Genomic DNA, 23,195 nt, shown 5'->3' with positions numbered 1-23,195 from the left:
TGTGGTGCTGCCACCTAAGACACGCAGCCGGACACAGCAAGCAGGCACTTTCCGGTGCCCGGGTCACATTCCAGAGAGCGGATGCATCACCTTGTCGTCCGGTCACATGGACGCCTGCCTTGCCCGCCACTACATTGAGGTGTCAGCGGAGCAAGCCATGGACAGTCAGCCCGTCCCCTTCGTCCCGCCGGCGCCGAAGCCGCGCACCGCGCCGCCTTCAACGCTGGAGATGATCCGCATCGTCTACCGCAATCCGCTCGAACTGTGGGGTGAGGCGACCTACAACGAGCCCTGGATTTCGGTGAACGGCGTCGGGGGACCGCTGGTCATCGCCAACGATCCCGGCCTCATCCGCCATGTGCTTGTCGACAACGCCAAGAACTACAAGATGGCCACGGTGCGCCAGTTGATCCTGCGGCCGATCTTGCGCGACGGGCTGCTGACCGCCGAGGGCGAAGTGTGGCGGCGTTCGCGCAAGGCGATGGCACCGGTGTTCACGCCGCGCCACATCTTCGGCTTCGCCGAGCCGATGCTGAAACGCACGCTCGAATTCGTCACCCGTTACGAGCAAGGTGGCACGTCGGATATCGCCCACGACATGACGCTGCTCACCTTCGATATCCTGGCCGAGACGCTGTTTTCGGGCGAGATATCGGGCGAGCCCGGTAGCTTCGCCAAGGAGATCGATCGCCTGTTCGAGACGATGGGCCGGGTCGATCCGCTCGACCTTTTGCGTGCGCCCGACTGGCTGCCGCGCCTGACCCGCATCCGCGGCCGCAGGACCATGGCCTACTTCCGCAAGATCGTTACCGACACGGTGCAGATGCGCGAGGCGCGGTTGAAGCGTGATCCGGACACGGTGCCGCAGGATTTTCTCACGCTGCTGTTGAAAGCGGAGGGACCGGGCGGGCTGACCCGGGCCGAGGTCGAGGACAACATCATCACCTTTATCGGCGCCGGCCACGAGACTACGGCCAGGGCGCTCGGCTGGACGCTCTACTGCCTTGCCGAAGCGCCGTGGGAGCGCGAAAAGATCGAGCACGAGATCGATGCCGTGCTGGCGCGTGAGCCCGACCCGACGAAATGGCTCGACGCTATGCCGCTCACCCGTGCCGCCTTCGAAGAGGCGCTCAGGCTCTATCCGCCGGCGCCATCGATCAACCGCGAACCGATCGAGCCCGAAACCTGGAACGGCCTCTACATACCGCGACGTGCCGCGGTGCTGGTGATGCCGTGGGTCGTCCACCGCCATCGCAAGCTGTGGGACAGGCCCGACGCCTTCATGCCGGAACGCTTCCATCCGGGAAACCGCGAGAAGATCGACCGTTTCCAGTATTTGCCGTTCGGCGCCGGGCCTCGCGTCTGCATCGGCGCCAGCTTTGCCATGCAGGAGGCAATCATCGCGTTGGCGATCATGCTGTCGCGCTATCGTTTCGATACCACCGCGCAAACCCGCCCCTGGCCGGTGCAGAAGCTGACGACGCAGCCGCAAGGCGGGCTGCCTATGCAGGTTACCAGGCGCGCGGCGTAGGCAACCCGACGTCCGTTCGTGTTATGCGGCGGTCTTGCGTTGGAACTGGCCGGCGGCGCGGTAGCGCCAGAGATAGCTGGGCAGGATGGTTCCGATCGACCGCGGCTGGATACCGAGGCCGGCGAGCGTCCTGTTGTCCTTGACGGCGGCATCCGACACCACATTGTGCTGGCGCAACAGCAGGACCTGGTCCTTGGTCAACAACGGATTGGGCAGCAGCCCGAGAATTGATGCCTGGAAGTTCGCCAGCCACCATGGCACGGGCAGCAAAAACCGCTTGCGTTCGATGATGACAAGCAGCTCTTGCATGCATTCCTTGAAGCTAAGCACCTGCGGCCCGCCGAGTTCATAGATCCGGCCGCCCTGGACCTTGCCGTCGACCGAGTGTGCCACCGCTTCGGCGACGTCGCCGACATAGACCGGCTGGAATTTCGTCTGCCCGCCGCCGATCAGCGGCAGCACTGGGGAAAAGCGAGCCATGTTTGCAAAGCGGTTGAAGAAACCGTCCTCCGGCCCGAAATTGATCGATGGCCGAAAGATCACGGCGTCCTGGACCGTCTCAAGAACGGCCTTTTCGCCGAGCGCCTTGGTACGCGCGTAGTCCGATTGCGCGTGGAGATCCGCACCCAGAGCCGAGATATGGGTGAGGCCGGCGCCGACGGCGCGCGCCGCTTCAGCGACAGCCCGCGCGCCGAACTCGTGGACGGCAGTGAATTTCTGCCGGCCGGCCTCATGCGCGATCGCCACCAGATTGACGACATGGTCCGCGCCTTGCACGGCGCGGTCGACCGACCAGCGCACCCGGACATTGGCTTGCACCGGCTGGATCTGCCCGACATTGCCGAGCGGCTGCAGGTGGCCGGCGAGATCGGGCCGACGGCAGGCAACCCGGATGCGGTAGCCGCGCTTGGCCAGCGCCCGCACGACATGACGACCGACAAAGCCGGAGCCGCCGAACACGACCACGAGCTTTGGGGTCTGCAGGATTTCGGTCATGGCTGGCTCCGGCGGCTATCCAGATGGCTTGGTTGAAGCCGTTTCATAGTCGGTTTCGCGCCAAAGGCAAAGGGTGACCATCGGTCGCCCGGCATTGTTGAAGCATGATTTCCAGTATCCGTTGGAAACGGCAGAAAACCCGCCGACGCCGGGCTTTAGGGTAACTCCATTCGGGACAGGAACCTTTGTTCCGGCCGGCGATTTTAGGATGTATGGTTTGATTCCGAATGGAGGATATTGCCGATGACGACAAAACGCGTTGCGATCTTCGCTCTGGCTTTCGCAACAGGCTGCAGCATTGGTGCCTCGGCATTCGCGGCAAACCGGCATCACCACCAAGCTCAACCCGAACGCTACGTTCCGGCCAACGGCAACATCATCGACATTCTGTTCGGTGGCCCGCGCTACTATGACAACCACCTGTTCACGACGGCCGCCGAACCCTGCTCCTACAACAGGGTAGGGCCGGACGCGAATGCGGCGAACGTCATCAACGATCATTATTGCGGGAAGTAGGCTCGCGCTGCCGGATCGGCCGGCGTTCTCAGCCGCTCATCGGACAAACGAATTTCTTCAGGACGAATAGCGGGCGGCGAATTCGGAAATGCGCTGCACCACGGCTTTCGGCGCGCTTATGCCGCGCGCCGCCGCCTTCTCCGCGGCCTCGGCCCGGGCACGCCCCGGCACATGCACGCCATAGCGCCGCCGCAGCCGGTCGAGTTGATCCTTCATCCGCTTTTCGAAGTCCGGATCGAGCAGCTTGGGCTCGACGGCAAGCACGAACAGGCCGGTCCCCGGACTGTCCGGCCCGCCGCTGAACCATGGCGCATCGAGCGACCAGTTGGCGCCCGACAGGCCCGCAGCCAGCACCTCGACCATCAGCGCGATGTTGGCGCCGCGCTGGCCGCCGAAGGCAAGCATGGCGCCCTTCATTGCAGCTGCCGGGTCCGTGGTCGGATTGCCGCTCGCATCCAGTGCCCAGCCTTCGGGTATCTTCTTGCCGTCCTCGGCCGCCTTGCGGATGTTGACGAAGGCGGTGGCGCTCGACGATTGGTCGATGACCAGCGCCGCCCCGTCCGCGGCGGGTGCCGCAAAGGACATCGGGTTGGTGCAGTAGACCGGCTTGACCGAGCCCGAGCCGGCAAGCACGGCCGGGCCGTTGGTGGCGGCGAACGACACCAATCCCTGCGCGGCCAGCCTTCCGGTGAAATAGCCGAGCGCGCCGCACGTATAGGCATTCTTCTGCGAAAAAATCGCGACGCCGAACAGCCGCGCCGCCTTGGCGAGTTCATCGATCGTGCGGTCGAAACCGGTATGCGCCAGTCCGCCGCGCGCATCGGAGAGATAGACTGCGAGCGCCGGCCTGGTGATCACCGGATCGGCGTTGCCGTCGATGCGGCCGGCTTCCAGCGCTTCGAGATAATCGATGAAGTGCGACAGCCCAACGGTCGACAGTCCTTCCGCCTCGGCCGCGACGATCGAGGCAGCCAGCGACTGCGCCGCCTCTTCGTTGGCGCCAGCGCCAAGTGCGGCCATCCGGCACAGCCCTGTCGCCTGGTCGAGACTGAGTTGCATCGTAGCTGCCCTGAAATTTCAGCGAGTAGCGAATAGGGAGTAGCGAGTAGGGAAATCAGCAAAACTATTCGCTATTCACTACTCCCTATTCGCTAACCGATCTTGTTCGGAATCCGCGCCTCGATCTTGCCCAGGGTGAAGACGAGGATGCCGGTGATCGCCATATAGATCAACGCCAGGAGCAGCAAGGGTTCATAGGTGAGGTAGGTATCCTGACGCACCTTTGAAGAGACGGCGAATATGTCGATCACGCTGATGGTCGCCACCAGCGGCGTCGATTTCAGCTGCAGCACGATTTCGCCCGTCAGTGTCGGCAGCGCGCGGTAGAAGGCCTGCGGCAGCCAGATTCGCCGGAAAATCCTCCAGCGGCTCATGCCGAAGGCGCGGGCGGCTTCCAATTGGCCTTTCGGTACGCCGGCAAAAGCGCCTCGCATCACCTCGCCCTCATAGCCGGCGAAGGACAGCGTCAGCCCGAGCACGCCATAGGGCCATGCCTGCCTCAGATAGGGCCACATCCAGGACTCGCGAATCCATGGATATTGTGGAAACAGCGAGCCCAGCCCGTAATAGAGCAACCAGAGCTGCAGCAGCAGCGGCGTTCCCCTGATGACCGTGCAGAAGGCCTTGGCGGGCGCCGCGAACCAGAAAGAGCCTGCGGCTTGTGCCAGTCCGAGCGGCATGGCGAGCAGGAAGCCCAGCGTGCAGGTGACGGCAAGAATCCACAGCGCGCGCCAGATGCCGAGCAATCCCATCCCGTAATATTTCGGCAGCCAGTCCCAGCGCATGAAGACGGTCGCCGCCAAAACCAGCCCCAGCGCGATCAGGATCAGCGCGATACGATGCGGCTTCAGCCACAGCGAAGCGCGTGCGGCTATCTCGACGGCCGCTTCGCCAGTCATCGCCGGGCCAGCCATCACCGGGCCTCCTTGAGCGACGGCATGCCGCGGCGGGCCCATGTCTCGATGCGGCCGATGATCAGGTTCGAAACCAGCGTCAACAGAAGGTAGATCGCGCCGGCGGCGATAAAGAATGTCAGATAGGCTTTGGTCACGCCGGCCGCCTGCCGTGTCGCCAATGTCAGCTCGAAAAAGCCGACGACCGCCAGCAGGGCTGTGTCCTTGGTGGCGATCAGCCAGAGATTGGCAAGGCCGGGTATGGCGAAGGGCAGCATCGCCGGCAGCGTGATGCGCCGCAGCAGCAGGCCGGGAGACATGCCATAGGCGCGCGCGGCTTCGATCTGGCCCTGCGGAATGGCGAGGATCGCGCCGCGGATCACCTCGGTCGAATAGGCGCCCTGGACGAAGCCGAGCACGGCAATGCCGGCGGCCAGCCCGCTAATGTCCATACGCTGATAGCCCGTTGCCGTCAGCATCTGATTGATCAGGTCGGTGCCGGCGTAATAGAGCAGAAGGATCAGCACCAGCTCCGGCACGGCGCGCACGACGGTCGTATAGACTGCCAGGAGATCGCGCACCACCGGACCACCATACAGCTTGCCGGAGGCGCCGCCGATGCCGATCAAAAGGCCGAGACAGGTGGCGCCGACCGCAATCTCGATCGTATGGAGCAGCCCGACGATGAGCGTTCCACCCCAGCCCGGCGGCACGGGCGAGAGAAGCGCGATGGCAGAGGCGGCCCAAGCCGGAACAAATGCGTCGATCAGCGTCGCCCTCGAATTGCTGGCGCTAAAACCGCCGGCGATTTCCGCCCGCGGAAGCTCGCGTCGATGGATTTCGACCAACCACGCGGCTCTATCGGGGCCGCGTGGTTAATCGCTCATGGATGAGGCCGTCAGTTCGACTGCGTGTCGGAGCCGTAAATATCAAAGTCGAAGTACTTCTTCGAAATCTCGTCATATTTGCCGTTGGCGCGGATGGCCTTGATACCGGCGTTGATCTTTTCCTTCAACTCGGTGTCTTCCTTGCGGACGCCGGCGCCGACGCCGGGCCCGAGAATGGCCAGATCCGGCGCGACCATGCCTTTCAGATCGCAGCATTGCTTGCCCTGGTCCGATTTCAGGAAGGCGTCGAGGGCGATGGAATCGGCCTGCACCGCGTCGACCCGGCCGGCGGCAAGATCCTGGTTGGCCTCGTCCTGGGTCTGGTATTCCTTGATTTCCGCCGCGTCGGCGAAGTGCTTCTTGGCGTAGTCGGCGTGTACGGTCGAGACCTGGACGCCGATGATCTTGCCCTTGAGGTCCTCCGGTGTCGAGCCGAACTTCTGGTCCTTCGGCCCGATGATCGCAGTCGGGGTGTTGTAATATTTGTCGGAGAAGTCGATCGTCTTCTTGCGTTCGTCGGTGATCGACATCGAGCTGGCGATGACGTCGATCTTCTTGGTCGTCAACGCCGGGATGATGCCGTCCCAGGCGACCGGCGTGATGACGCAGTCGAGCTTCTCTTCGGCGCAGACAGCGTCGATGAATTCGATTTCCCAACCGACCCATTTGCCGGAAGCATCCGGCGAGGTGAACGGCGGATAGGGCTCGGCAGCGACACCGATCTTGACCGGATCGGCCTTGGCCACGCCCATGGCGGCAACGCCAACCAGCAGCGCTGCGGCAAAGGTCTTGAGAATAATCTTCATCGTCATGACTCCCAGTTTTGTTGTTGTTCCCGGTTTTCGTCCGCCCACAGTTTAACTGATGTTGCGGATGAACTGCTTCAGCCTTTCGGATTTAGGTGCGCCGAAGATCTGTTCCGGCGGCCCTTCTTCCTCGACCAGCCCGTTATGGAGGTAAACGACGTGCGTCGCGACCTCGCGGGCAAACTTCATTTCATGGGTGACCAGCACCATGGTGCGGCCTTCGCGCGCCAGGTCGCCGATCACCTTCAGCACCTCGCCGACGAGTTCCGGGTCGAGCGCCGAAGTCGGCTCATCGAACAGCATGACGCGCGGATTGATGGCCAGCGCCCTGGCGATCGCGGCGCGCTGCTGTTGGCCGCCCGACAGATAGGCAGGATAGACGTCGCGTTTTTCGGCCAAGCCAACGCGGGCGAGCAATTTTTCCGCCTCGCCGATCGCCACATCGCGCTTGACGCCGAGCACATGCACGGGAACCTCGATGACGTTCTCGATCAACGTCATGTGGCTCCACAGATTGAAGTTCTGGAAGACCATGCCAAGCTTGGAGCGGATGCGTTCGATCTGCTTGCGGTCTGCGGGCACGGTGTGGCCGTAGCTGTCGGCCTTCAGCTTTATCTCTTCGCCATTGACCCGGATAATGCCGCTGGTCGGGTTCTCCAGGCAGTTGATGCAGCGCAGCAGCGTCGATTTGCCCGAGCCGCTGCCGCCAATGATGGCGATCACCTCGCCATCGCGCGCCGACAGCGAAACGCCCTTCAATACATGCAGCTTGCCGAAATTCTTGTGCAGGTTCTCGACGTGGATGGCTTCGGCAGCGCCGTTCTGCGCCGTATGCTTCAGGGCAGTGGCCGGCGCTGTCATCGTCGCGGTGCCCCGCGGAGCAGCCGAGGCAGTCCTTGCTGGAATTTTTTACCCATTACCCGTCACTGGACAGCGTTCCGATTCTCAAGATGGACCGTTCCGCTTGTCTCCGTCAACCGCAGTTTTTTGGACCATTGATCACCGCCTGCCGAGTGGCTATTGGCAGGAGAGGCGCGTTTCAGGAGAATTTAGTGGGCAAAGCATACGGGTCGCAGTCGATGGCCGGGACGCTGCAGCGCGTGCTGATGCGCTCCGCTGCCGGCGCCATGCGTCGGGCCGAAGCGCTGGAGTGGCACTATGGCCCCGGCTTCAATCCGCAAAAAGCGGCGGTCCAGCATGATGCGCTGGCCAGGCTGATTTCGGCCTCAGGCGCCGAAATCGAATGGCTGAGTGACGCCGACGACCGGCTTGCCGATTCGGTTTTTACCCACGATCCCTCGCTGATGACCGATCATGGCGCGGTCATCCTTGCCATGGGCAAGGCGCTGCGCCGGCCCGAGCCCAGCCTCCACGAGGCAGCCTATGGGCGCATGGGCATCCCCGTCCTCGGCCGAATCGAGGCTCCCGGCCAGGTCGAGGGCGGCGACTGCGTGTGGGTGGATGCAAACACGCTGGCCATCGGCCGCGGCGTGCGCACCAATCAGCACGGCATCCAGCAGCTCTCCAACCTGCTTTCACCCAAAGGCATCCAGGTCTATGGCTTCGACCTGCCGCTCTGGCAGGGCGAGGAGGCCTGCCTGCATCTGATGTCGGTGATCAGCCCGCTCGCAGACGATCTGGCGCTGGTCTATGCGCCCCTCCTGCCGGTCGCCTTCCACCAGATGCTGCGCGAACGCGGCATTCGGCTGGTCGAGGGCGACGCCGACGAATTCTTCGCCTCGAATGGGCTCAGCCTCAACGTGCTGCCGACCGCGCCGCGCCAGGTTATCGCCGTTGCCGGTTTTCCGAAGACGGCGGCTGCCATGCAAGCCGCCGGCTGTACGGTCTCGACATTCGAGGCCGATGCCCTGTGCATTGCCTGCGAGGGCGGCCCTACCTGCCTCACGCGCCCGGTGCTAAGACAATGACGACCATCGGCGAAGCGCTCATCACCTTGCTCGAAGCGCACGGCGTCGACACCGTCTTCGGCATTCCCGGCGTACACACGGTCGAGCTCTATCGCGGGCTTGCGCGATCGAAGATCCGTCACGTCACGCCGCGCCACGAGCAGGGCGCCGGCTTCATGGCTGACGGCTATGCGCGCGCCAGCGGCAGGCCGGGTATCGTCTTCGTCATCACCGGGCCGGGGCTGACCAACACCATCACCGCCATGGGCCAGGCGCGCGCCGATTCGGTGCCGATGCTGGTAATCTCGGGCGTCAACGCCACACCGACGCTGGGCAAAGGCCTTGGCCATCTGCATGAACTGCCGGACCAGCGCGGCATGATGGAGAAGGTGGCGCTGTTTTCGCACCGTGTCACCGAGCCCGGCGAACTGCCCGGCGTGCTCGCCCGCGCCTTTGCACTGTTCTCATCCTCGCGTCCGGGTCCGGTGCATATTGAGATCCCGACCGATGTAATGACCGTGCCGGCCAACGGCATCGTGCCGCTGCTGCGGAATTCAGCGCCGCCCGAGCCGGATGTAGCGGCGATTGCCGAGGCGGCAAGGCTATGCGCGTCTGCCCGCCGGCCGCTTATCCTGGCCGGCGGCGGCGCCAAAGCTGCCGAAGCGCCGTTGCAGCGCCTGGCCGAGAGGTTGGGAGCGCCGGTCGTCCAGACCGCCAATGCGCGCGGCCTGCTCTATCGCCATCCGCTTGGCGTGCCGGCCAGCCCCAGCCTGAAGGCGGTGCGTGCGCTGATGGCCGGCGCCGACCTGGTCATTGCCGCCGGCACCGAATTCGGTCCGACCGACTATGACGGCTATGGCGACGGCGGTTTTGTCCTGCCTGCCAATCTGATCCGCATCGACATCGGCGCCGACCAGCTTGCCCGCCGGCCGGCCCGGATTTCGATCCAGGCCGATTGCGGTGCAGCGCTCGAGGCGCTGCGTGCCGAACTCGGCACGGGCCAGGCGCAATCGGTCGACGGCGCCGCTCGCGCCGCCGCGACGCGGCAGGCGGCCTTTGCCGAGATCGGCCCGGCTATGCAGGCGCAACTGCGCGCCGTCGAGACGATCCGCGATGCGCTGCCTGGCGCGATCATCGTCGGCGATTCGACCCAGCCGGTCTACGCCGCCAACCTCTATTACGATCATGACCGGCCGGGCGGCTGGTTCAACGCCGCCACCGGCTTCGGCGCGCTTGGCTATGGCCCGCCGGCGGCGATCGGTGCCGTCCTTGCCAGGCCTGAGGCGCCGGTCGTTTGCCTCACCGGCGACGGCGGCTTCCAGTTCACCCTGCCGGAACTGGGCGCCGCGCTCGACGCGGCGGCGCCGGTGATCTTCGCCGTCTGGAACAATCGTGGCTACCGCGAGATCGAAACCTCGATGCTCGACGTCGGCGTCGAGCCGGTCGGCGTCTCCCCGGCACCGCCGGATTTCTGCAAATTGGCCGAAGCCTACGGCATTGCCGCCGAGCGGATTTCCGGCACTGGCGGCTTGGCGGACGCGCTTGGGCGCGCGCGGGCGACTGGACGACCTTACGTCATCGAGATTTCGGTTGAGTGATCGCGCGAAAGGCGCGACCTTCCGCATCGGCGGCGCGCAATGACGGAGCGGTCGAATATGACGGAAACACTGGACGGCAGACATATCGTGGTGACCGGCGGCACCGGTGCCCTTGGCGGCGCGGTCGTAGGGAAACTGCTGGAGCAGGGCGCGATCTGCCATGTGCCCAACGCTCACGCTGCCGCGCCTGCGAATTTTCCCTTTCCGGCGCATGACCGTGTCAGGCTGGCGCATAATGTCGACCTTGCCGACCCTGCCAAGGTCGACGCCTTCTATGCCAGCGTTCCGAATTTATGGGCATCGGTGCATCTGGCCGGCGGCTTCACCGCGGCGCCGGTCGAGAAAATCGAGCCCGCCTCCTTCGCCGAGATGATGGACACCAACGCCCGCACCACCTTCCTGTGCTGCCGCGCGGCGATACGCTCGATGCTGGAATCTTCCGTGCCGGGCCGCATCGTCAATGTCACCGCGCGAGCCGGGCTCGATCCGCGGCGCGGCTCCGGCAAGGTGGCCTACGCCGCCGCCAAGGCGGCAGTCGCCGCGATGACCGTGGCGATGGCCGAAGAGCTGAAGGGCAACGGCATTCTGGTCAATGCCGTGGCGCCCTCGACGCTCGACACGCCGGCCAACCGGGCTGACATGCCGAACGCAGATTTCAGCAGATGGGTCAGCCTTGAAGCGGCGGCCGAGGCCATTGCCTACCTTGCCTCGCCGGCCAACATGGCGATCAGCGGCACGCTGGTGCCACTCTACGGCCGGGCCTGAGCCTGCGGTCCGTTCGCAAGCAAAGGGTCACAAGCAAAAGCCCCGCCGGATCGTTCCGGCGGGGCTTTTTGTTTCGTTTTATAACCCGCGCGAGGCGCGGTGTTGGCTTAGCTGCCCTGCTTCTTCAGCGCGGCACCCAAAATATCGCCCAGCGAAGCGCCGGAATCGGTTGAGCCGTACTGAGCGACCGCTTCCTTCTCTTCGGCGATTTCCAGCGCCTTGATCGAGACCTGCAGCTTGCGGGTCTTCTTGTCGAAGGCGATGACGCGGGCGTCGACTTTCTGGCCGACGGTGAAGCGCTCGGGGCGCTGCTCGTCGCGGTCACGGCTGAGGTCGGAGCGCTTGATGAAGGTCTCGATGCCGCTGTCGACCAGCCGCACTTCCAGACCGCCATCCTTCACGCCGATAACCTCGCAGGTGACGACTGCGTTCTTGCGCAGTTCGCCTGACGTCGCTGCTTCGCCGACCGTGTCCTTGGCCAGCTGCTTGATGCCGAGCGAGATGCGCTCCTTGTCTATATCGACGTCGAGCACCTGCGCCTTGACCATGTCACCGCGATTGTACTCTTCGATCACCTGCTCGCCCGGACGGGTCCAGTCGAGGTCGGAAAGGTGGACCATGCCGTCGACGTCGCCTTCGAGGCCGATGAACAGGCCGAACTCGGTCTTGTTCTTGACCTCGCCCTCAACCTGGCTTCCGACCGGATGGCTGCGCGCGAAGGCTTCCCACGGGTTCTCCAGCGTCTGCTTGAGGCCGAGCGAGATACGGCGCTTGGCCGGATCGACTTCGAGCACCACCACGTCGACTTCCTGCGTTGTCGACAGGATCTTGCCGGGATGCACGTTCTTCTTGGTCCACGACATTTCCGAAACGTGGATGAGGCCTTCGATGCCCGGCTCCAGCTCGACGAATGCGCCGTAGTCGGTGATGTTGGTGACGGTACCCTTGATCTTCTTGCCGATCGGGAACTTGGTGCCGATCTCGGACCACGGATCGCTCTCGAGCTGCTTCATGCCGAGCGAGATGCGGTGGGTTTCCTGGTTGATGCGGATGATCTGCACCTTGACCGTCTGGCCGATATTGAGGATTTCGGTCGGATGATTGACGCGGCGCCATGCCATGTCGGTGACGTGCAGCAGGCCGTCGATGCCGCCGAGGTCGACGAACGCACCATAGTCGGTGATGTTCTTGACGACGCCTTCGACCACCTGGCCTTCTTCGAGATTCTGCACGATTTCCGAACGCTGTTCGGCGCGGCTCTCCTCGAGCACGGTGCGGCGCGACACCACGATGTTGCCGCGGCGGCGATCCATCTTGAGGATCTCGAAGGGCTGCGGGTTGTGCATCAGCGGCGAGACGTCGCGGATCGGGCGGATATCGACCTGGCTGCGCGGCAGGAAGGCCACGGCACCGTCGAGGTCGACGGTGAAGCCGCCCTTGACCTGGTTGAAGATGACGCCTTCGACGCGTTCGCCCTTGGTGAACTTCTCTTCGAGACGGACCCAGCTCTCTTCGCGGCGGGCCTTTTCGCGCGACAGCATGGCTTCGCCAAGCGCGTTCTCGATACGCTCGACATAGACCTCGACCGTGTCGCCGACCTTGAGGGTCGTGTCCTTGCCCTTGACGCCGAATTCCTTCAGCGGCACGCGGCCTTCGACCTTGAGGCCAACGTCGATGATGGCCATGTCCTTTTCAATGGCAGTGATGATGCCCTTGACGACCTGGCCTTCGCCGGAATGGCCGGCGGAAAATGATTCTTCGAGCAGGCTCGCGAAATCATCGCGAGTGGGGTTTGCAACTGACATAGTTTCTCCTGGAATGCCCCGCATCTGTCGCGGGGCGGGCGCCGTGGGTTAGCGTTGCGTTGGCCTGCCGGCGTTCCGGGCAAAAAGCCCTTGGCCGCCCTTGAGCGGCAATTCCGGCGCATGAAGAATGCTGGCAGGCTGGTTCATGCCTGATATGGGAATTCTGTTTGTCGCCGGCAATCGGCGGCGGCAGGAAAACCCGGCTCAGGTTTCGTTTCTCTTGGCCAGGACATCGTCGATGATCGCCTGAGCTGCCAGAAACGCGGCCTCTATAGCCATTTCCGACGTGTCGAGCAAGTGCGCATCGGCGGCCGGCTTCAAGGGCGAGTCCATGCGGCCCATGTCGCGTTCGTCGCGGCGCACGATATCGGCAAGGATTTCATCGAAATTAGCGGTGCCGCCGATGCTCTCGATTTCATCCAGCCGCCGCTTTGCCCGCACCTCGGCGCTGGCCGTGACATAGAGTTTTACGTCGGCGTCGGGACAGACGACGGTGCCGATGTCGCGGCCGTCGAGCACCGCACCGGGAGGGGTTTTTGCAAAGTCACGCTGTTTGTCGACCAGGATGCGCCGCACCGACGGGATCACTGCCACTTTCGAAGCCGCCTCGCCAACGGCGTGTGCCGAAAGCACGGCGCGGTCGAGCTTTGCCAGATCGACCTGGCGAGCCGCGGTTTCAGCGGCCGAGACATTGTCGAGCGGCAGGCCGAGCCGGAGCAGCGAATGCGCCACCGCGCGATAGGTAAGACCGGTGTCGAGCAGGTTCAGCCGGTAGTGATCGGCCAGCCGCCGGGCAAGGGTGCCTTTGCCGGCACCGGCAGGTCCGTCGATGGCGATGGTGAAGGGAGTGGTCATCTTACGTTGAATAATTCTTGATTAAATAACTTGAAAAATGATCAGTGGTTACCCCGACCATGCCCTCAACACACTCACTTAAATGTAAAAACAATTCCCGTATTAGATCGGGCAGATGTCTATTTATTGGTTTTCCCCGCGGGGCGTCCGTCCCAACGAAAGAAATTCCGTTTAGATTTACGTTGAGAGTTCCGACAGAGATCGATTTGTAGTGCGCTAAATCATCCCGAATTGAACGTGAATCGTCTCCATCCTTCATCAACCATCCGTCAAAATTTGGACGGTGTCTATAATAAGTGGCAAGCAGATCTTCAGAAAGACCAATCTCATCGGATCGATTTGATATCGATTTGCCGAATTTGCGAAAGCTTGTACACTCATTTTTATAAAGACTGGACAGAGCGTAAGTAAGTTGATCCAGGCAACGTCGGCATGAAAGTATGAACGCCTGATATTCCGCGTTTAATATTGTTATATCTCCGCCTGCGACAGTTTCATTGGCGCGCAAATTCAAACCATGCAGTGCGATTACGATAGAGTGGTCAAGGTCGTGTATTCTTTTATAGTGATATGCAGCAATAGATAGGCTGTTTCTTGTATTGGAATTTATCCCATCCGAAAGAATTTGCTTTCTCTTACCATTTTTAAGTCCCCATTTTACAAAAGCTTCTGAAGTCGGAGGTTCATTCATCATTTTCAAGAAGCGATCAATTGATGTAGTGCGCGATGGATGAAGAACGCAACTCACGATTGGATTGACGCGGCGAGCGTATTCCTGGACGCTTGCCATCGCAGCGAGCTGCCATTCGTCAAGTTGTTGCTGCTCATCGCTCATATCAAGTCACGCAGCCCATCCTAATCATCCGATCTCCGCACCGAGCCCCTTCATCAGGCCCATGAACTCCGGAAAACTCGTCGCGATCATCGCCTGGTCGTCGATGGTCACGGGCTTTTCCGTCGCCAGCCCCATCACCAGGAAGCTCATGGCGATGCGGTGGTCGAGATGGGTCTGGACGATGGTGCCCCGTCCGTTCGGATGCTGGCCGAGGCCCTTGCCGCCGGGCTTTCCGCGCACGACAAGCGAAGCCTCGCCTTCGCTGCAATCGACGCCGTTGAGCTTCAGCCCGTTGGCGACCGCCGACAGCCGGTCGGATTCCTTCACCCGCAGCTCTTCCAGCCCGAGCATCAGCGTCTCGCCCTCGGCGAAGCTGGCCGCCACGGCAAGCACCGGATACTCGTCGATCATCGTCGGGGCCCGTTCCGGCGGTACGGTGACGCCTTTCAGTTCGGAGTAACGCACGCGCAGATCGGCAACATCCTCGCCGCCTTCGTTGCGCGGATCGATTATATCGATCCGGCCGCCCATTTCCTGCAGCGTCAACAGAAGTCCAGTGCGGGTCGGGTTCATCAGCACGTTTTCGATTGTAATGTCCGAACCCGGCACGATCAGCGCCGCCACCAGCGGAAAGCCGGCCGAGGAGGGGTCGCCAGGCACCGCGATCGTCTGCCCCACGAGCTTGCCCTGGCCTTCGATGAAAATGTGGCGCACGCCGCGCTCGTCGGTCTCGACCGACAGATTGGCGCCGAACCCCTTGAGCATTTTTTCGGTATGGTCGCGCGTCATAACCGGCTCGATGACGGTGGTGATGCCCGGCGTGTTCAGCCCGGCCAGCAGCACCGCCGACTTGACTTGTGCCGATGCCATCGGCACGCGGTAGGTGATCGGCGCGGCGTGCTTGGGCCCATGAAGCGTGATCGGCATGCGGTCGCCGGGCGTCGCCTTCAGCACCTGCACGCCCATCTGGCGCAAAGGTTCGAGCACGCGGCCCATCGGCCGGCCGGACAGCGAGGGGTCGCCGATGAAGGTGGTTCCCATGTCATAGGTGCCGACCAGGCCCATGGTGAGGCGTGAGCCGGTGCCGGCATTGCCGAAATCGAGCGGGCCTTCCGGCTGCAGCAGCGCGCCGTTGCCGGTACCGCGGATCACCCACTCAGCGCCATGCTTCTCGATATGGGCGCCCATGGCCTTCATGGCAGCGCCCGTACGCATCACGTCCTCGCCTTCCAGCAGCCCGGTGATACGGGTTTCGCCGGAGGCCAGGCCACCGAACATGAACGAGCGGTGCGAGATCGACTTGTCGCCCGGCACCCGTGCCGCGCCTGAAAGGCCAGATGATTTGCGGGCGGTGGCCTGCTTCGGGGCGGCAGTGTGCGACATGGTTCTTTCCTGGAAACGCCGGCGGCCGGCCATTTTCTGCTGGTTTGCGGGGTCTCCTATCATGGCGTACCGAAATGGTCATCCCCTTGGTATGAAGGCCTTCGAATTCAAGCTTTTTGGGACGCCGGCTTTTCGCTTTGACAGCGCCGTAAACTCTGGTTAAGGGGACCAAACTTTCATCGACGAGGCTTGCTGTGGCAAAACCCGAACTTGGCACCAAACGCATCGACCCGGAGACAGGTCGAAAATTCTATGACTTGAACAAGGACCCGATCGTCTCGCCTTACACGGGCAAGAGCTATCCGCGCTCCTATTTCGAGGAAGGCAAGATCGCCGCCCTCGAGGAGGAAGAGGAAGTTGCCGAGAAGGAAGTGGACGCCGAGGAGGAAGAGGGCGTCGAGGTCGTCTCGCTCGAAGAGGCGGACGAGGACGCGAAGGCCGACGAGCTTCCCGATCTCGGCGATGACGAAGACGACGTTGACCTTGGCGATGACGAGGATGACACGTTCCTCGCCGACGAGGAGGAAGAAGACGACGACGTTGCCGACATGATCGGCGTCGGCGAAGACGACGACGAAGTCTGAGCGAACCGCATTCGCCGGCTTTCGCGGCGCTGCCTAGAAAAAGCGGTTGTTGAAGGCTTGATATTGACTGAAGGCGGGGTTAGAAGCCGCCTTCACTAACGGCGCGGTCTAGAACCCGCGCCGGATCTCTTCGCCGGAAACGGCGCCGGTGAACTGCCGGAGTGGGGCCATAGCTCAGTTGGGAGAGCGCTTGAATGGCATTCAAGAGGTCGTCGGTTCGATTCCGATTGGCTCCACCAGTTCTCTCCGCGAAAATCAGCAGAACGCCCGCCCGTCCGGGCTGGCCGCCGCCTATCGCAGAACCCAGCTGAGATTAGTGTAATCGGCCGCCCTACTTGGGCTCGCCGATCCATTCAGAAGTAATGAGCCCCTGCCCGGTCTGTGCATGTTTCTGGCTGTGGTTTGAACCGCGAGCACCGGTCTGGACCAGGCAGCGGGCTGAAATGACGGCTGAGCAAAACGCCGTTACTTGTTGCAGTTCTGCATATCCGACGTCATGGCGCCGCTGGGGGTATTGTTGTCGGTATCGCTGCTCGCCGTATCCTTACAGCGGTCCTCCATACCGTTTGTCTGCGGCGTGGTGGCGTTCGTTGCGTTCGGATCGATCGTGTTCGGGGTAGTTGCGCTGCCGGTCCCGGTGTTGCCGCCGGAAGTGCCTGTGTTGACGCCGGTATTGCCATCGGCGCTACCGGTCCCGGAGCCCATGGATTGTGCCATGGCAGATGTGGCCAGGCCGATAGCAAGTAGGGATGCAGAGAGAATTTTCATCATCTTAGTGTCTCCATCGAGTTGCATCGCTGGATCGCGATCTATACCAACGAGAGTTTTTTCGAGATGTTCCGTTGGGCAGAAATATTGATCGATACAATCATTATGGATCTTTGTTGCTCGTCGTTTCGTGAATGCGGCTGCGAAATTCCTGCCGCATAGCGGCAATTTCGTCTGGAACCAAATCGAGCATGCCGCGTTCTTGCGCTTGCGGGGAGTTGTGTCGGCCGCAGGGGACAGTTTCACCAGGACATTCAAGAAATCCGTGAGCTGGGAGGGGCGCTGTGAGCGTGCTTGCATCCACAAGGCAATTGGACCGTCGTCAAATACTGAACGCGCTGAAGGCTTTTCGGAGCGGTGATTTCTCCGTTCGTATCGACAATGTCTACGCCGGCCTTGATTCCGAGATCGCCGACACCTTCAACGAAATCGTAGAACTCAACGATCAGGTCACGCGCGAGTTCGAACGCCTCAGCAAGGTCGTCGGCAAGGATGGCCGGATCGGCGAACGCGGCCGTGTCCGCAACGCCACCGGCAGTTGGGAATCGAGCGTCCGTTCCGTCAACGATCTGATCGAGGACATGGTTCAGCCGACGGCCGAAGTGGCGCGCGTCATCGGCGCGGTGGCCAAGGGTGACCTGTCGCAGACGATGATGGTCGAAATCGACGGCCGGCAGCTGCGCGGCGAGTTTCTGCGCATCGGCAAGATCGTCAACACCATGGTCGGGCAACTGGCCTCCTTCGCCTCGGAAGTGACGCGCGTGGCGCGCGAGGTCGGCACCGAAGGCAAGCTGGGCGGCCAGGCTCGCGTGAAAGGTGTGGCCGGAACCTGGAAGGACCTGACCGACAACGTCAACGCCATGGCGACGAACCTGACCGGGCAGGTGCGCAACATCGCCGAGGTGACGACCGCCGTCGCTTCCGGCGACCTGTCGAAGAAGATTACCGTCGACGTGAAAGGCGAAATCCTCGAACTCAAGAACACCATCAACACGATGGTCGACCAGCTCAATTCCTTCGCCTCGGAAGTGACGCGCGTCGCGCGCGAAGTCGGTACAGAAGGCAAGCTCGGCGGTCAGGCGCGCGTCGAAGGTGTCGGCGGCACCTGGAAGGACCTGACCGACAACGTGAACCTGATGGCCGAAAATCTGACAGGCCAGGTGCGCAATATCGCCGAGGTGACCACGGCCGTGGCGCTTGGCGACCTGTCGAAGAAAATCACGGTCGACGTCAAGGGCGAGATCCTCGAACTGAAATCGACCATCAACACCATGGTCGACCAGCTGAACTCATTTGCCGGCGAAGTGACGCGTGTCGCCCGCGAGGTCGGCACCGAGGGCAAGCTCGGCGGCCAGGCTCAGGTGCGCGGCGTCGCCGGCACCTGGAAGGACTTGACCGACAACGTCAATTCGATGGCCGAGAACCTGACCGGCCAGGTCCGCAACATCGCCGAGGTGACGACTGCGGTCGCTTCGGGCGACTTGTCGAAGAAGATCACCGTCGCCGTGCAGGGCGAAATCCTCGAGCTCAAGGACACCATCAACACGATGGTCGACCAGCTCAATTCCTTCGCCTCGGAAGTGACGCGTGTGGCGCGCGAGGTCGGAACCGAAGGCAAGCTCGGCGGCCAGGCCGAGGTGAAGGGCGTCGGCGGCACCTGGAAGGACCTGACCGATAACGTCAACCTGATGGCCGCCAACCTGACCGGCCAGGTCCGCAACATCGCCGAGGTGACGACCGCCGTTGCCCGCGGCGACCTGTCGAAGAAGATCACCGTCGACGTCAAGGGCGAAATCCTCGAGCTCAAGGACACCGTCAACACGATGGTCGATCAGCTCAATTCCTTCGCCTCGGAAGTGACGCGTGTGGCGCGCGAAGTGGGGTCGGAGGGCAAGCTCGGCGGTCAGGCGCATGTCGAGGGCGTCGGCGGCACCTGGAAAGATTTGACCGACAACGTCAATGCCATGGCCGGCAATCTGACCGTGCAATTACGCGACGTCTCCAAGGTAGCAACCGCGATTGCGACCGGCGACCTGACCCAGAAGATCACCGTCGATGCATTGGGCGAGATCCTGCAGATCAAGGACGTCATCAATACGATGGTCGACCAGCTGAATTCCTTCGCCTCCGAGGTGACGCGCGTGGCGCGCGAAGTCGGTTCGGACGGCAAGCTCGGCGGCCAGGCGCAGGTGCGCGGCGTTGCCGGTACCTGGAAAGACCTGACCGACAACGTCAATGCGATGGCCGCCAATCTGACCGGCCAGGTGCGCAACATCGCCGAGGTGACGACGGCAGTGGCGCTGGGCGACCTGTCGAAGAAGATCACCGTCGATGTGCGCGGCGAGATCCTCGAGCTGAAGGACACCATCAATACGATGGTCGACCAGCTGAATTCCTTTGCCTCGGAGGTGACGCGCGTGGCGCGCGAGGTCGGCACCGAAGGCAAGCTCGGCGGCCAGGCGCAGGTGCGCGGCGTTGCCGGCACCTGGAAGGATCTGACCGACAATGTGAATTCGATGGCCGAGAACCTGACCGGCCAGGTCCGCAACATCGCCGAGGTGACCACCGCTGTGGCGCGCGGCGACCTGTCGAAGAAGATCACCGTCGACGTCAAGGGCGAGATCCTGGAGCTGAAATCGACGATCAACACCATGGTCGACCAGCTGAACTCCTTTGCCGGCGAAGTGACGCGTGTCGCCCGCGAGGTCGGCACCGAGGGCAAGCTCGGCGGCCAGGCGCGGGTCGAGGGCGTCGCCGGCACCTGGAAGGACCTGACCGACAACGTCAATCTGATGGCGACGAACCTGACCAACCAGGTGCGCGGCATCGCCGATGTCGTGACCGCGGTCGCGCAAGGCAATCTCAAGCGCAAGCTGACGGTCGATGCCAAGGGCGAGATCGCCTCGCTCGCCGACACCATCAACGGCATGATCGAGACGCTGGCGACCTTCGCCGACCAGGTGACCAACGTCGCCCGCGAAGTGGGCATCGAAGGCAAGCTCGGCGGCCAGGCCCGGGTGCCCGGCGCTGCCGGCCTTTGGCGCGACCTGACCGACAACGTCAATCAGCTCGCGGCCAACCTGACCACCCAGGTGCGCGCCATCGCCGAGGTGTCGACGGCGGTGACCAAGGGCGATCTGACCCGCTCGATCAGCGTCCAGGCCTCCGGCGAGGTGGCGGCGCTGAAAGACAACATCAACGAGATGATCCGCAATCTGAAGGACCAGACGCTGAAGAATGCCGAGCAGGACTGGCTGAAGACCAATCTCGCCCGCTTCTCGCGCATGCTGCAGGGCGAGCGTGACCTGGCCACGGTCTCGCGCCTCATCATGTCCGAACTCGCCCCGCTGGTGAATGCGCAATATGGCGTGTTCTATGTGACCAACCGCGACGAGGATGAATTCTATCTGGAGCTCGCCGCCTCCTATGGCGCCGAAAGCAAGGCGGAAATCAAGCAACGCCTCGATCTGCGTGAAGGGCTTGTCGGGCAGAGTGCCGCCGACAAGCGCGCCATCATGCTGGACAATGTGCCGCCGAATTTCCTGCGCGTTACCTCCGGCCTTGGCAATGCCGCGCCGGCGAACGTGATCATTCTTCCGGCTCTGTTCGAGGACGAGGTGAAGGCCGTCATCGAACTCGCCTCGTTCAGCGAATTCCGCGACACGCACCAGTCCTTCCTCAACCAGCTGATGGAATCCGTCGGCATCGTTCTCAACACCATCGCCGCCACCATGCGCACCGAAGGCCTGCTCAAGCAGTCGCAGCTGCTGACCTCGGAATTGCAGGCGCGTCAGACCGAACTGACCAAGAAGCAGGAGGAGCTGCACGCCACCAACGAGGAGCTGCAGGAAAAGGCGCAGCTGCTCGAGAACGAAAAGAAGCAGGTGGAGAACAAGAACCTGGAAATCGAGATGGCGCGGCGGGCGCTGGAGGAGAAGGCCGAGCAGCTGGCGCTTACCTCGAAATACAAGTCGGAATTCCTCGCCAATATGAGCCACGAACTGCGCACGCCGCTGAACTCGCTGCTCATCCTTTCAAACCTGCTCGCAACCAACCAGCAGGGCAATCTCAACGACAAGCAGGTCGAGTTCGCGCGCACCATCAATTCGGCCGGCACCGACCTTTTGAGCCTGATCAACGACATCCTCGACCTGTCGAAGATCGAATCGGGCACCGTCTCGATCGACATCAACGACATGCCGGTGGTGCATCTTCGCCAGCACATGGAGCGAACCTTCCGGCAACTGGCGACCGACAAGGGACTTGGCTTCACCATCAACGTCGATCCCGAGCTTCCGGAGACCGTCCGCACCGACGAGAAGCGATTGCAGCAAATCGTGCTCAACCTTTTGTCGAACGCGTTCAAGTTCACCTCGCAAGGCGAGGTCCGCTTGAATTTCCGGGCCGAAAAGGCGGGCCGTCACAACGGTTCGGCGCAACCCATGGAGGCGCTCGCGATCGTCGTCAGCGATACCGGCATCGGTATTCCGCAGGACAAGCAGAAGCTGATCTTCGAAGCCTTCCAGCAGGCCGACGGCACCACAAGCCGCAAATATGGCGGCACTGGGCTTGGGCTTTCGATCAGCCGGGAGATTGCCCGGCTGCTTGGCGGCGAATTGAGGGTCGAGAGCACGCCGGGCAAGGGTTCGACGTTCACTCTGGTCATTCCATTCGACGGACCCCGGATGGCCTTGGCCCCGCAAGCGGCGTTGCTGCCGGCGATGGAGGTGGCCGCGACGACGGCGCAGCCGAGCCCGCCGTCCTCCGAATTGCTCGATGACCGCGACACGATCTCGTCGGAAGATCGGATCGTGCTGATCGTCGAGGACGATCCGACCTTCGGCGGTTTGCTGCTCGGCCTTGCACGTTCGGCCGGGCTGAAAGGCGTCCTGTCGACCGCGGGCTCCGGCACGCTGGCTTTGGCACGCAAGCTGGTTCCCGACGCGATTACGCTCGATCTCGGACTATCGGATATCGACGGCTGGGTGTTGTTCGATCTGCTTCGCCATGACCCGAAAACCAAGGACATTCCCGTTCATGTCATCTCGGGCGCCGAAGACATCGAGGTGCTTGCCCGCAAGGGTGCATCCAGCATTTCAACCAAGCCCGTATCGTCGGACGAACTGATGAAGGTCTTCCACGACATTCATTCCAGAAAGCTCCGCGTCCAGCGCCGCGTCCTGATTGCCGATCCCGATCCCGAGCGCCGCCTTTCGCTGATCGACGCGATTCGCGACGGCGTCACCTCGGTCATGGCGATCGGCCGCGTCGCCGCGAATGCGGACGATATCGGCATCGCCGGCTATGATGCCGTTGTGCTCGGCTTTGGCCGCTCGGCCAAGGACAACGCCCAGATGCTGGATGAGATTGCCGTCCTGTTCGGACAGTCGGTGTCGCGGCTGCTGTTCTTTGCGCCTCATCCGGAAGCGCTGCAACAGTCGCTTGCCTTGCATCCGGCATTGGCAGACGTTCCCCGGGCGGAGAATTTCGCGCAGCTGGCTCTCCTGATATCCGCGACGCTCCCGGGGCGGGGCCACGACAACAATAGTGCGGCAGCCGAACAGCCGGACAAGTTCGACCTCGCCGGCGCAAAGGTCCTCATCGTCGACGACGACATCCGCAACATCTATTCACTCACCAGCGTTCTCGAGACCTATGACATCCAGGTGCTGCATGCGGAGCGTGGCCGGGAAGGTATCGCGCTTCTGGAGCAGAGCCCGGACATCGATGCGGCACTGATCGATATCATGATGCCGGAAATGGATGGCTACGAGACGATGCGGCAGATCCGCAGCATGCCGGCGATCGCCCATATCCCGTTGATCTCGGTCACAGCCAAGGCAATGAAGGGCGACCGGCAGAAGTGCCTCGACGCCGGCGCCTCCGACTACATCGCCAAGCCTGTCGACCTTGATCTGCTGCTGGCACTGCTGCGTGTCTGGATCGGCCGTTCGCGATCCCGTGTTCATGGTCCGGAAAAGACGCTCATGGCAGTGAACTGACGGCC

The 23,195-nt window shown here is 62.5% G+C and carries 18 protein-coding genes and 1 tRNA gene; 8 read left to right on the top strand and 11 right to left on the bottom strand.

The features are described from left to right. Nucleotides 1-157 precede the first annotated feature (157 nt). Nucleotides 158-1,531 carry a cytochrome P450 gene (locus tag NKI08_RS03915; RefSeq protein ID WP_352767292.1) on the top strand — a complete coding sequence of 458 codons (1,374 nt, stop codon included), beginning with the start codon at nt 158-160 and terminating at the stop codon, nt 1,529-1,531. Nucleotides 1,532-1,552: 21 nt separating this feature from the next. Here the strand turns inward: NKI08_RS03915 and NKI08_RS03910 are convergent, their stop codons facing one another. Then, nucleotides 1,553-2,527 carry a complex I NDUFA9 subunit family protein gene (locus NKI08_RS03910; protein ID WP_352767290.1) on the bottom strand — a complete coding sequence of 325 codons (975 nt, stop codon included), beginning with the start codon at nt 2,525-2,527 and terminating at the stop codon, nt 1,553-1,555. A 243-nt stretch (nt 2,528-2,770) separates the two neighbouring features. On the opposite strand from NKI08_RS03910, the gene NKI08_RS03905 reads away from it, so the two are divergent. Next, entirely contained in the window at nt 2,771-3,043 is a 273-nt protein-coding gene (locus tag NKI08_RS03905; RefSeq protein WP_352454720.1) for a hypothetical protein, read from the top strand. A 57-nt stretch (nt 3,044-3,100) separates the two neighbouring features. Here NKI08_RS03905 and NKI08_RS03900 read toward each other — a convergent pair whose 3' ends face one another. The 5 genes from NKI08_RS03900 to NKI08_RS03880 form a co-directional block, all read right to left on the bottom strand. Then, a complete protein-coding gene (locus NKI08_RS03900) occupies nt 3,101-4,102 on the bottom strand; it encodes an Ldh family oxidoreductase (protein ID WP_352540382.1) in 1,002 nt (333 codons plus the stop codon). Nucleotides 4,103-4,194: 92 nt separating this feature from the next. Beyond that, on the bottom strand, nt 4,195-5,001 hold the full coding sequence (locus NKI08_RS03895) for an ABC transporter permease (RefSeq protein WP_352767434.1): 807 nt from the start codon (nt 4,999-5,001) through the stop codon (nt 4,195-4,197). Between the two features lie 14 nt (nt 5,002-5,015). Then, on the bottom strand, nt 5,016-5,681 hold the full coding sequence (locus tag NKI08_RS03890; protein ID WP_352470177.1) for an ABC transporter permease: 666 nt from the start codon (nt 5,679-5,681) through the stop codon (nt 5,016-5,018). Between the two features lie 212 nt (nt 5,682-5,893). Further along, nucleotides 5,894-6,688 (bottom strand): transporter substrate-binding domain-containing protein, encoded by a 795-nt coding sequence (locus tag NKI08_RS03885; RefSeq protein WP_352469896.1) that lies wholly within the window; start codon nt 6,686-6,688, stop codon nt 5,894-5,896. 51 nt (nt 6,689-6,739) lie between these two features. After that, entirely contained in the window at nt 6,740-7,549 is an 810-nt protein-coding gene (locus NKI08_RS03880; protein ID WP_023676274.1) for an ABC transporter ATP-binding protein, read from the bottom strand. Nucleotides 7,550-7,767: 218 nt separating this feature from the next. On the opposite strand from NKI08_RS03880, the gene NKI08_RS03875 reads away from it, so the two are divergent. The 3 genes from NKI08_RS03875 to NKI08_RS03865 are packed head-to-tail and all read left to right on the top strand — an operon-like array spanning nt 7,768 to nt 10,958. Further along, nucleotides 7,768-8,616, top strand: a complete 849-nt coding sequence (locus NKI08_RS03875) for a dimethylarginine dimethylaminohydrolase family protein (RefSeq protein ID WP_352767431.1) — start codon at nt 7,768-7,770, stop codon at nt 8,614-8,616. Beyond that, on the top strand, nt 8,613-10,193 hold the full coding sequence (locus tag NKI08_RS03870; protein ID WP_352767287.1) for a 5-guanidino-2-oxopentanoate decarboxylase: 1,581 nt from the start codon (nt 8,613-8,615) through the stop codon (nt 10,191-10,193). The genes NKI08_RS03875 and NKI08_RS03870 overlap by 4 nt, the downstream gene beginning before the upstream one ends. A 57-nt stretch (nt 10,194-10,250) precedes the next feature. Then, nucleotides 10,251-10,958: an SDR family NAD(P)-dependent oxidoreductase gene (locus tag NKI08_RS03865; RefSeq protein ID WP_352767285.1), complete on the top strand. Its 708-nt coding sequence runs from the start codon at nt 10,251-10,253 to the stop codon at nt 10,956-10,958. A 107-nt stretch (nt 10,959-11,065) separates the two neighbouring features. Here the strand turns inward: NKI08_RS03865 and rpsA are convergent, their stop codons facing one another. The 4 genes from rpsA to aroA all read right to left on the bottom strand — a co-directional run bounded on the left by rpsA (nt 11,066) and on the right by aroA (nt 15,836). After that, nucleotides 11,066-12,763, bottom strand: coding sequence for a 30S ribosomal protein S1 (gene rpsA, locus NKI08_RS03860; protein ID WP_023676278.1), 1,698 nt, complete (start codon nt 12,761-12,763; stop codon nt 11,066-11,068). A gap of 204 nt (nt 12,764-12,967) precedes the next feature. Beyond that, complete coding sequence (gene cmk, locus NKI08_RS03855) at nt 12,968-13,618, bottom strand: (d)CMP kinase (protein WP_352767283.1); 651 nt, start codon at nt 13,616-13,618, stop codon at nt 12,968-12,970. Between the two features lies 1 nt (nt 13,619). After that, entirely contained in the window at nt 13,620-14,453 is an 834-nt protein-coding gene (locus NKI08_RS03850) for a hypothetical protein (protein WP_352767281.1), read from the bottom strand. Nucleotides 14,454-14,477: 24 nt separating this feature from the next. Continuing rightward, complete coding sequence (gene aroA, locus NKI08_RS03845; RefSeq protein ID WP_352767279.1) at nt 14,478-15,836, bottom strand: 3-phosphoshikimate 1-carboxyvinyltransferase; 1,359 nt, start codon at nt 15,834-15,836, stop codon at nt 14,478-14,480. A gap of 194 nt (nt 15,837-16,030) precedes the next feature. Between aroA and NKI08_RS03840 the strand changes: the two genes are divergently transcribed. Both NKI08_RS03840 and NKI08_RS03835 read left to right on the top strand, forming a co-directional pair. Further along, a complete protein-coding gene (locus NKI08_RS03840) occupies nt 16,031-16,420 on the top strand; it encodes a TIGR02300 family protein (RefSeq protein WP_023676282.1) in 390 nt (129 codons plus the stop codon). 163 nt (nt 16,421-16,583) lie between these two features. Then, a tRNA-Ala gene (locus NKI08_RS03835) sits at nt 16,584-16,659 on the top strand. A 226-nt stretch (nt 16,660-16,885) separates the two neighbouring features. Here NKI08_RS03835 and NKI08_RS03830 read toward each other — a convergent pair. Next, on the bottom strand, nt 16,886-17,434 hold the full coding sequence (locus tag NKI08_RS03830; protein WP_352767277.1) for a hypothetical protein: 549 nt from the start codon (nt 17,432-17,434) through the stop codon (nt 16,886-16,888). Nucleotides 17,435-17,478: 44 nt separating this feature from the next. On the opposite strand from NKI08_RS03830, the gene NKI08_RS03825 reads away from it, so the two are divergent. Further along, nucleotides 17,479-23,190, top strand: coding sequence for a HAMP domain-containing protein (locus NKI08_RS03825; RefSeq protein ID WP_352767429.1), 5,712 nt, complete (start codon nt 17,479-17,481; stop codon nt 23,188-23,190). Nucleotides 23,191-23,195: the final 5 nt, after the last annotated feature.

The organism is Mesorhizobium sp. M0768, from assembly GCF_040320195.1.
Classification (GTDB): Bacteria; Pseudomonadota; Alphaproteobacteria; order Rhizobiales; family Rhizobiaceae; genus Mesorhizobium.
The sequence above is the reverse complement of the archived record's forward strand: the minus strand, read 5'-3'. Positions and strand labels throughout refer to the sequence as shown.

Bases quoted from the DNA above. Each gene is read 5' to 3' on its own strand.
- NKI08_RS03915 (WP_352767292.1), top strand. From the start codon at position 158: ATGGACAGTCAGCCCGTCCCCTTCGTCCCGCCGGCGCCGAAGCCGCGC.
- NKI08_RS03910 (WP_352767290.1), bottom strand. From the start codon at position 2,527: ATGACCGAAATCCTGCAGACCCCAAAGCTCGTGGTCGTGTTCGGCGGC.
- NKI08_RS03905 (WP_352454720.1), top strand. From the start codon at position 2,771: ATGACGACAAAACGCGTTGCGATCTTCGCTCTGGCTTTCGCAACAGGC.
- NKI08_RS03900 (WP_352540382.1), bottom strand. From the start codon at position 4,102: ATGCAACTCAGTCTCGACCAGGCGACAGGGCTGTGCCGGATGGCCGCA.
- NKI08_RS03895 (WP_352767434.1), bottom strand. From the start codon at position 5,001: ATGACTGGCGAAGCGGCCGTCGAGATAGCCGCACGCGCTTCGCTGTGG.
- NKI08_RS03885 (WP_352469896.1), bottom strand. From the start codon at position 6,688: ATGAAGATTATTCTCAAGACCTTTGCCGCAGCGCTGCTGGTTGGCGTT.
- NKI08_RS03880 (WP_023676274.1), bottom strand. From the start codon at position 7,549: ATGACAGCGCCGGCCACTGCCCTGAAGCATACGGCGCAGAACGGCGCT.
- NKI08_RS03875 (WP_352767431.1), top strand. From the start codon at position 7,768: ATGGCCGGGACGCTGCAGCGCGTGCTGATGCGCTCCGCTGCCGGCGCC.
- NKI08_RS03870 (WP_352767287.1), top strand. From the start codon at position 8,613: ATGACGACCATCGGCGAAGCGCTCATCACCTTGCTCGAAGCGCACGGC.
- NKI08_RS03865 (WP_352767285.1), top strand. From the start codon at position 10,251: ATGACGGAAACACTGGACGGCAGACATATCGTGGTGACCGGCGGCACC.
- rpsA (WP_023676278.1), bottom strand. From the start codon at position 12,763: ATGTCAGTTGCAAACCCCACTCGCGATGATTTCGCGAGCCTGCTCGAA.
- cmk (WP_352767283.1), bottom strand. From the start codon at position 13,618: ATGACCACTCCCTTCACCATCGCCATCGACGGACCTGCCGGTGCCGGC.
- NKI08_RS03850 (WP_352767281.1), bottom strand. From the start codon at position 14,453: ATGAGCGATGAGCAGCAACAACTTGACGAATGGCAGCTCGCTGCGATG.
- aroA (WP_352767279.1), bottom strand. From the start codon at position 15,836: ATGTCGCACACTGCCGCCCCGAAGCAGGCCACCGCCCGCAAATCATCT.